The organism is Streptomyces phytophilus, assembly GCF_013870535.1.
GTDB classification, from domain to species: Bacteria; Actinomycetota; Actinomycetes; order Streptomycetales; family Streptomycetaceae; genus Streptomyces; species Streptomyces phytophilus.
This window is the reverse complement of sequence record NZ_JACBXC010001565.1, coordinates 1-1232: the sequence shown is the minus strand read 5'-3', so window position 1 is coordinate 1232 and position 1232 is coordinate 1. Positions and strand designations below refer to the sequence as shown.

Genomic DNA, 1232 nt, shown 5'->3' with positions numbered 1-1232 from the left:
CGTGTGCGGACGCCGGGCACGACGTCGCCGGCGTCGTCGTCGCCGGCGCGGTCCGGGGCCGTCCGCCACGCCCCGCCGACGGGTCCCCGGACGGTGCCGCGCCGGTGATGGCGGTCGGCGCCGACGCGGCGGGAGGTGCCGGGTGACGACGGGCACGGCCGCCGAGCAGTCGTCCGCCACCCCGCTGCTGGACCTCCAGTCGCTGGTGGTGGCGGTGCGCAGGCGCCGGCGGCTCTGGGGTTCGGTGGGGCTGGTGGGCCTGCTCGCCGGCATCGCCGTGGCCCTCCTGCTGCCCACGCCGCCGACGGCGGTGACCACCGTGCTCGTCGCGCATCAGGCGGACCAGCCGACCGACCCGGGCACGCTCATCCGCACCGACGTCGCGCTGCTGGAGACCACGCGGATCGCCGGCCAGGCGCTCCGGGCACTCGACTCCCCGCAGCGCCCCGAGGACTTCACGGACGACTACCAGGGCATCGGCCTGACGAACAACCTGCTGCAGATCAAGGTGACGGGCAGCGACGACGCCGAAGCGAAGGCCCGGGCGCGGGCGCTGGCCGACGCGTTCGTCGCGGACCACGTACGGCGCCTCCGGGAGGTCGCAGCAGCCGAGTCCGAGACCCTCCTCGACCAGCGCGACCGGATGAGGGACGAACTCGCCGAGGTCAACGAGGCGATCGGGCAGGGCCCGCCGGACGGCGGCCCGACGGCGTCCGCGGACCTGGAGTCGCTCTTCACCCGCCGGGCCGAACTCACCTCGCGCATCGCCGACTTCGAGCAGCGGGCCGCGGAGGCGGGCATCGGCACGCCCCAGCTCATCGCCGGTACGCAGATCGTGGACGCGCCGCGCGCGGTACGGGAGTCCCTGCCCAGGGCCGCCGCCACCGACGGCGGGATCGGGCTGGTGCTCGGGCTGGTGCTCGGACTCGCCGCGGCCGCGGTCGGCACGGTGGTCGCGGACCGCCCCGTGCTGCGGCGGGAGATCGCGGCGCACCTGGGCGCCTCGGTCATCGCCGAGCTGCGCCGCAGGCCCCGCCGGTGGCGGAGCCGGCGGACCCGGGATGCGCGGACACGGCTCACCGCAACGCTGGCGCGTGCCGTCCGCGGCTCCCCGGAACCCGTGTCGCTGCTGGAACTGGGCTGTGTACGCAGCACGTGCGCGATCGCCCGGGACGTCGGCAGGGCACTGGCGGACGAGGGGCCGGTGGTACTCGTGGACGGCCTGCCCGGCG

1 protein-coding gene is annotated in these 1232 nt (G+C 76.6%); it reads left to right on the top strand.

Annotated elements, in window-relative coordinates; translation table 11 throughout:
• Positions 1-142: 142 nt before the first annotated feature.
• On the top strand, positions 143-1232 hold a 1090-nt coding region (locus H5J30_RS34260), incomplete at its 3' end, for a Wzz/FepE/Etk N-terminal domain-containing protein (protein ID WP_181791713.1).